Genomic DNA, 7,161 nt, shown 5'->3' with positions numbered 1-7,161 from the left:
CCCGGGGGGCCCCCCCAAGCCCCCCCCCCCCACCCCCCCCACCCCCCCCCCCCGGCGCCGGGCCCCGCCCCCCGCACCGCACGGCACAAAACTCCCATGGATCGTAGGAGCGGACTCCGTCCGCGATGAGTCTCCAGCCGCGCCAGAGCCGCTCCCGCCAGACAGCTTTTCGCCCCGGTCGGCCCTCACCCTAACCCTCTCCCGCAGGGAGAGGGGACGGTTCGGTGGAGGATGAAAGCGCGGCATTAGCCGGCACAGGTCGCCCCCCTCCCGGAGGGAGAGGGGGCAGTTCGGTGGAGGATGAAAACGCGGCATTAGCCGGCACAGGTCGCCCTCTCTCCCTCTGGGAGAGGGCTGGGGTGAGGGGATGCCCCAGTGCCGATACTTCACTTATGCAGAAGCCGAATCTCCGCGACCGCCCGCCGCAGAGCCACCCCTGCAAGCCGCGTCAATGCTGGATTGTTGCCTCTGAGTACGAAGTCTTGTTGGCGCCTGGATATATGACTTGGGTCAGGCAAATCCTATTATTTCCGTGCTGTTACAGCGCGCGCCGCAACACACCCAAGACCCATCCTCATCCCCAACGTTTCCCGACGCAGCCATGAGCTGAGCGTCACGGACCCGTCACGTCCGGACACCGGGAACAAGGCAGGTAAATTCATGAAAGCTGTAGTCATCCTGGCCATGCTGGGCTTCTCCTCGCTCGCCCTGGCCGAGCAGGCGAACGCCGCCGGCCAGGCACCAAGCGCGGCCGTGGAGCAGTACACCTACGACATGAAACTGGACGTCGCCCACGTCATCTCGACCACCGACGTCTCCAACCAGTGCGGTATCGTGCCGGCACGCATGACCTACGAAGACTCCCAGGGTCAGCGCCACACGGTCGAATACCAGGTGTGGGGCAACGGCTGCTCCGGCGGCTAAGCGATTTGCGCGTTCCCGCCGTGGCCCACGCAGCCTCGGCGGGAATGCCATTCACCGCTTACGGCTGCAGCGCCGCCCTGGCGATATTGCGGCTGTGCGCGCCGAAGTGGCGGATCAACTGCACGATCTGCTCATCCAGCGCCGCGTCGTGGCGGAACGGCTCCGGTGAGTTCCCCGCACTGAAATCCCCCGCCGGCACCTTCTGGTTGTCCAGCCAATGGCCGATCGCGGCATCGAACGCCGCCGCATGGGCATGGGACTCGCTTGCCACCACCTCGCGCAGATACGCCGTCGAATAAGGTGGATAACTCCCGTCGCCGCTCACATCGGCGTACGCCGCGAGCAACGGCGACTCGCCCCCCTGGCGCAGTGTCTCGCGCAGCCAGTCGACCTCGTACCGCTCAACCCCAGTATGCCGGTCCGCCACACGCTGGATCGCCGCCTGCTTGTCGGCGTCGAAGCCGGCCATGGACTTGCCCGCCGTCCACAGCATGCTGGCGGTGGTCTCGCCCGGCAGCGGCGTCGAGTGATAGGGCTGGGTCATGTCCTGGATGTAGTGCATCGCCCACCCCAGGAAGCGGTACCCCCAGTACGGATGCCCCGTGCCGAAGGCGAAGCGCGCCAGGCCATGGAACTGGTACGCGCGCCACTCGGGCCAGTTGCGTTCCAGGTACGGCGCGCCGGTGAAGATGATCGCGTCCTCATGGTAGAAGCCCATGTGGAACGGCGCCTGGGAGCTGAACTCGTAGCGCGGATCGCCGAACGGCTGGGTGCCGAAACCGTAGCGCTGGCCGGCGTCGCCGGGATTGTCGCTGAACAGGTTGATGTCGTGGCCGAAGTCCGGCTCGTCGGCGGCGCTGGCCAGGACGTCCAGTGCGGGCACCTTCTCCCCCGCCTGCAGTTGCACGAAGCGCCACTGGTTCCAGCCGGACAGGTTGCGGAACACCAGCACGTCCGCCGGCTGCAGCGCCACATGCTTGTGCAACTCATCGCCTGGCAACTCGCCGCCGGGCGGCGGCTGCACGGCGGTGGCCAGCTTGATCTCGGGGTTCAGCCGCAATGCCATGAGGAACGCCTTGAGCAGGTCGTCGCGACCGTCTTCGGCCAGGCGCAGGTCGTCCGGGCGCGGCGGGTACTGCCGGAAGTGCTCGCGGGCGTAGGCTTCCTGCTCGTCCAGGAGCTTCACCAGGCCGGCCCGCTGCTGGCTGATGAAGCTCTCCAGCGGTTCCACCTCGACATCGGGCGCCTGGGTGAGCGCCGGCAATTGTCGCAAGGCGAGATAGCTGCCCAGGGTGTGATTGGACCAGGCCCAGAGGCTTTGCGGCAGGGCCAGCAGGCCGGCCAGCAGGCAGGTGGAAAGTCGCTTCATCGGCTCTTCGCTCTTATTGGCAATGCAAGACGGAAAATTCCGACGCAGCCTAACAATCCGAAGCCCCGCCAGCACTGTCGAAGCCTGCCAGCGCGAGTCACCGATAACGCCACGGCTGACCATCATCAATGGCGCATACGGTCCCAGCCACTACACTTGCCCGGCATGGAAAGGCACCGGCTCCACGCGCGTGCCGGCCACTCGAAATAAGGGCGTCCCCATGCTGCAGTCCGTTTCACCCAAGCAAGACCTTCCGCTCAAGCCCGATCCCGTCGAACCCCGCAGTGGCGTCCTCGCACCCTTCAGCATCGCCGCGTTCCGCATCATCTGGATCTGCAACCTGTTCGCCAACCTGGGCACCTGGGCGCAATCGGTAGCCGCCGCCTGGGTGGTCACCGAGGCCCACGCCAGCCCGCTGATGGTGGCGATGATCCAGGTCGCCTCGGCGCTGCCGCTGGTGCTGCTGTCGATCATGTCCGGCGTGCTGGCCGACAACCACGACCGCCGCAAGATCATGCTGGTGGGCCTGACGGTGGAGCTCTCCGGCGCCGCGCTGGTGACGGCGCTTGCGTTCATGGGCTACCTCGACCCGCTGCTGCTGATCGTGTCGATCCTCTGGCTGTCGCTGGGCAGCTCGATCACCATTCCTGCCTGGCAGGCGGCGGTGAACGAGCAGGTGCCACCGCGCATGCTCGGCGACGCCGTACTGCTCAACAGCGTCAACTACAACGTCGCCCGCGCCGTCGGCCCGGCCATCGGCGGCCTGCTGCTGTCGGCCACCGGGGCCTCCTGGGTGTTCCTCTTCAACTGCCTGTGCTACGCCGCGCTGATCTGGGCGATCTGGCAATGGCGCCGCGACGTGCCCAAACGCACCCTGCCGCCGGAGCACATCTTCGAAGGCGTGATCGCCGCCCTGCGCTTCACCCAATATTCCAGCGTCACCCGCCTGGTGATGCTGCGCTCGGCGGTGTTCGGCCTCTCCGCCAGCGCGATCTGGGCGCTGCTGCCGCTGCTGGCGCACCGCAACCCGGACGGCAGCGCCTCGGTGTACGGCTACATGCTCGGCGCCCTGGGCCTGGGCGCCATCGTCGCCAGCACCATGGTGAGCAAGGCGCGGCAGTGGCTGGGCAGCAGTCACCTGATCAGCTTCGCCGCCGCCACGCTGGCGCTGGTGATGCTGACCCTGGGCTGGGTCGACAACCTCTGGGTGATCTTCCCCGCCCTGGTGCTCGGCGGCGCCTGCTGGATCGCCGCCGTGGCCACCTACAACTCCGCGGTGCAGATCCTCGTGCCCGACTGGGTCAAGGCCCGGGCCCTGGCGTTGTACCAGACCGCCATCTACGGCGGGCTGGCGGCCGGCTCGTTCCTCTGGGGGCACTTCGCCGAAACCATGGGCGTGCAGGGCGCGCTGATCGCCGCCGGCTGCCTGCTGCTGGTCTCGGTAGCGCTGCTGTACAACTCGCGGCTGCCGGAGCTGGACTCCACCAGCATCGCCCGCGCGCCGGGCGGTGTGCCGGGGCAGCCGACCTTCGTGTTCAACCCCGAACGCGGCTCGGTGCTGGTGTCCATCGAATACCGGATTCCCGCAGAGCGCACCCGTGACTTCGTCCGCGCGGCCAAGCCGCTGCGGCGTCTGCGCCTGCGCAACGGCGCGGAGCGCTGGGCGCTGTACCGCGACGTGAGCAACCCGGAAATCTGGCAGGAACTGTTCCTGGTGGACAACTGGATCGGCCACCTGCGCATGCTCGATCGCCTGACCATCGAGGACAAGACCATCATCGACAACGTCACCAGCCTGCACGCGGGCGACGCGCCGCCGGTGATCCGCCATGGGGTGAGCTATGAGTCGGGCAGCTACGAGGCGCCGCCGGAGACGCTGGGATAGGAATCCAACATCAAGAGTCCCTCTCGCCGAAGGGAAGGGACTGGATCAAACGCCTGGGCACCTTGCAGCCAACCGACGAAAGCGTGGCGAGGTCAATCGGGCGCACCGCAGCCCGAATGGCGCGGACAGCCCCCTCTCCCTTCAGGGAGAGGGTTGGGGAGAGGGCACGCCCCAGCACGAAGCTCCGCTGATTACTCCGCCGCCGGCTTCTTGCGCTTGAGCGGCGCCAGGCCGTCCTGGCTCACCACCTTCGACGGGCCCGCCTTGGGCCTGGCCGCGGATTTCTTCTTCGCCGGCGCCTTGCTGCCGGTCTTCTTCGCGTCGTCTTTTTTCTTCTTGGTGCCGGCAGCCTTGCCCGACGCCTTGACCTTCTTCGGCCCCTTGTAGGTGCCTTTGAGTTCCTTGATGGTCCGCAGCTCGAAACGCAGCTTGAGGTAACGCTCGATGCTCGACATCAGGTTCCAGTCGCCGTGGCCCACCAGCGAGATCGCGGTGCCGGCCGCACCCGCGCGGCCGGTACGACCGATGCGGTGCACGTACTCGTCGCCACGGCGCGGGATGTCGAAGTTGATCACCAGGTCCAGGCCGTCGACGTCCAGGCCCCGGGCGGCCACGTCGGTGGCGACGAGGATCTTCACCGCGCCCTGCTTCAGGCGTTCGATGGCCAGCTTGCGGTCCTTCTGGTCCTTCTCGCCGTGCAGCACGAAGACCTTGTGGCCAGCGGCAATCAGGCGGCCGGTCAGGCGGTCGGCCGCCACGCGGGTGTTGGTGAAGACGATGGCCTTCTCATAGGTCTCGTTGCTCAGCAGCCACTGCAGCAGGGCCTCCTTGTGGCCGACGTCGTCGGTCAGGATCACCTGCTGGCTGACCTCTTCGTTCAGCTCGCTGACGCGGTTGAGCTGCAGGTTTTCCGGCTCACGCAGGACCTGCTCGACGATGGCGTGCAGGCCGCTGCCGCTGGTGGCGGAGAACAGCAGGGTCTGGCGCTGCGCCGGGCACTGCGCGGCGAGCTTGAGCACGTCCTCGGAGAAGCCCATGTCGAGCATGCGGTCGGCTTCGTCGAGGACCAGCACCTCCACGTCGCCCAGCGGCAGGTTGCCGGCGTTGAACTGCTCGTTCAGGCGGCCGGGCGTGCCGATGATGATCTCCGGATTCTTGCGCAACCGCGCGCCCTGCACCTTGAAGTCCTCACCACCGGTGATCAGGCAGGCCTTGATGAAGGTGAACTGGGCAAAGCGCTCGACTTCCTTGAGGGTCTGCTGGGCCAGCTCGCGGGTCGGCAGCAGGATCAGCGCACGGGCGCCGCTCTTGGGCTTTTCCTCGGCGAGCAGACGATGCAGCAGCGGCAGCACGAAGGCGGCGGTCTTGCCACTGCCGGTCTGCGCGGTCACCCGCAGGTCGCGCCCCTCCAGGGCCTTCGGGATGGCCGCAGCCTGGACCGGGGTCGGCTCGGTGAAGGACAACGAATCGAGCGCCTTGAGCAGGCGTTCGTGCAGGGCGAATTGGGAGAACAAGGCAGACCTCGATATCACGTAAAGACCAAATAGCTGCATAGCTTAATGTTTGCCGAGCCTGCGCGCTGGAAATATTGCCGACGCCCGACCCGACGGCCGCCGCGTCAATAACCCGACAAACGTAGCGGCGCTCGGCCAAGGGCGATGCCATGCTCTGGTGGGCCTGACAAAAAGGAGCATACAGGTGCCAGCGACTCTCATTTACTACGTGGCCGCCAGCCTCGACGGCTACATCGCTCGCCCCGACGGCAGCGTGGACTGGCTCGAAGGATACGGCGGCGAGGCCGACGACCATGGCTACAACGCCTTCTACGCCAGCATCGATGGCCTGCTCATGGGCCGGGCCACCTACCTGTTCTGCCTGAACCAGCAGCAATGGCCCTATCCGGACAAACCCACGCTGGTGATGACTCGTTCCAACCATCTGCCCAAGGCCGCGCCTCAGGTGGCGTTGGAGCACTTCACGCCGGTGGACGCCCTCGCCTCCTTGCAGGGGCGCGGCTGCGAGCGCATCTGGCTGGTCGGCGGGGGCAGCCTGGCCGGCAATTTCCTGGCCGCAGGCTTGCTTGACGAGGTGATCGTCAGCATCATTCCGCACCTGCTCGGCGCCGGCATCCCCCTGTTCAGCATCGGCCTCGAGCAACGCCTGCAGCTGCTGGAGCAGCGCAGCTTCCCCAGCGGCATCGTGCAGATGCGCTATCAGGTTCTGAAGGAAACGCCCTCACCATGACCGCCACCATTCGTATCGCCGCCGCCTGCCTGCTGGATGAAGCCGGACGCCTGCTGCTGGTGCGAAAGCGCGGAACCCAGGCCTTCATGCTGCCGGGCGGCAAGCACGAACCCGGCGAAACCTCGGTCCAGGCCCTGCTGCGCGAACTGGGCGAAGAGCTCGACCTGCACCTGGCAAGCTCGGCGCTGACGCCGCTGGGCCATTTCCAGGCCAAGGCGGCCAACGAACCGGACATGCGCGTGGAGGCCCACGTCTTCATTGCCGCCCTGCCCCATGCCGTCCAGCCCGCCGCCGAGCTGGAGGAGCTCGCCTGGCTCGACCCGGCCGGCGTCTACCCTCATCACCTCGCCCCGCTGCTGCGCGAGCAGGTCCTCCCCGCTCTGCTTGCTCGTCTGAGCTGATTCGTTCAGCTCAATTACCTGCATTTCGTCGGGTTTTTCCTTAAGAAATCCTTATTGCCTGGCTTTTCGCCAGCAATTTGCGCGCACTAGGCTTTTGCGCCAGAACCCCCGGTTTATAAGGCTTGCGGCTATAAGGTCGGGGCGTGACTGATGCGTCAGAGCACATGTCACGTCGCGTCCTACAAGTCACACAGCATTTGTCAGAATCGACAAACGGTACGAATCGTCATGAAAAGTCGTTCAGAATGCGTGGAATTTTTGAGCGGACCAAAGGAAACCACGCCGACAACAATGGCGATCCAGCGGAGCCTGGGCGATATCAACCAGCAAGAAGACAT

6 protein-coding genes are annotated in these 7,161 nt (G+C 66.2%); 4 read left to right on the top strand and 2 right to left on the bottom strand.

Annotated features, from left to right (window positions below; translation table 11 throughout):
* The first annotated feature begins 660 nt into the window (after window positions 1-660).
* A complete protein-coding gene (locus ACNFIA_RS26780; protein WP_259756491.1) occupies window positions 661-924 on the top strand; it encodes a DUF2790 domain-containing protein in 264 nt (87 codons plus the stop codon).
* A gap of 58 nt (window positions 925-982) precedes the next feature.
* Here the strand turns inward: ACNFIA_RS26780 and ACNFIA_RS26775 are convergent, their stop codons facing one another.
* Complete coding sequence (locus tag ACNFIA_RS26775) at window positions 983-2,293, bottom strand: phospholipase (protein WP_416790016.1); 1,311 nt, start codon at window positions 2,291-2,293, stop codon at window positions 983-985.
* A 220-nt stretch (window positions 2,294-2,513) separates the two neighbouring features.
* Between ACNFIA_RS26775 and ACNFIA_RS26770 the strand changes: the two genes are divergently transcribed.
* Window positions 2,514-4,178: an MFS transporter gene (locus ACNFIA_RS26770; RefSeq protein WP_416790014.1), complete on the top strand. Its 1,665-nt coding sequence runs from the start codon at window positions 2,514-2,516 to the stop codon at window positions 4,176-4,178.
* Window positions 4,179-4,369: 191 nt separating this feature from the next.
* Here ACNFIA_RS26770 and ACNFIA_RS26765 read toward each other — a convergent pair whose 3' ends face one another.
* A complete protein-coding gene (locus tag ACNFIA_RS26765) occupies window positions 4,370-5,707 on the bottom strand; it encodes a DEAD/DEAH box helicase (RefSeq protein ID WP_416790026.1) in 1,338 nt (445 codons plus the stop codon).
* A 169-nt stretch (window positions 5,708-5,876) separates the two neighbouring features.
* Here ACNFIA_RS26765 and ACNFIA_RS26760 point away from each other — a divergent pair, with 169 nt between their 5' ends.
* The gene (locus tag ACNFIA_RS26760; RefSeq protein WP_416790012.1) at window positions 5,877-6,422 is read left to right on the top strand and encodes a dihydrofolate reductase family protein; all 546 of its coding nucleotides are present in this window, start codon (window positions 5,877-5,879) and stop codon (window positions 6,420-6,422) included.
* The gene (locus tag ACNFIA_RS26755) at window positions 6,419-6,823 is read left to right on the top strand and encodes an NUDIX hydrolase (protein ID WP_416790011.1); all 405 of its coding nucleotides are present in this window, start codon (window positions 6,419-6,421) and stop codon (window positions 6,821-6,823) included. The genes ACNFIA_RS26760 and ACNFIA_RS26755 overlap by 4 nt, the downstream gene beginning before the upstream one ends.
* The last annotated feature ends 338 nt before the right edge of the window (window positions 6,824-7,161 follow it).

The sequence above is a fragment of the Pseudomonas sp. NY15437 genome (assembly GCF_048068435.1).
GTDB classification, from domain to species: Bacteria; Pseudomonadota; Gammaproteobacteria; order Pseudomonadales; family Pseudomonadaceae; genus Pseudomonas; species Pseudomonas nitroreducens_B.
Note: the sequence above shows the minus strand (reverse complement) of the source record. Positions and strands in the feature narration are given on the sequence as shown.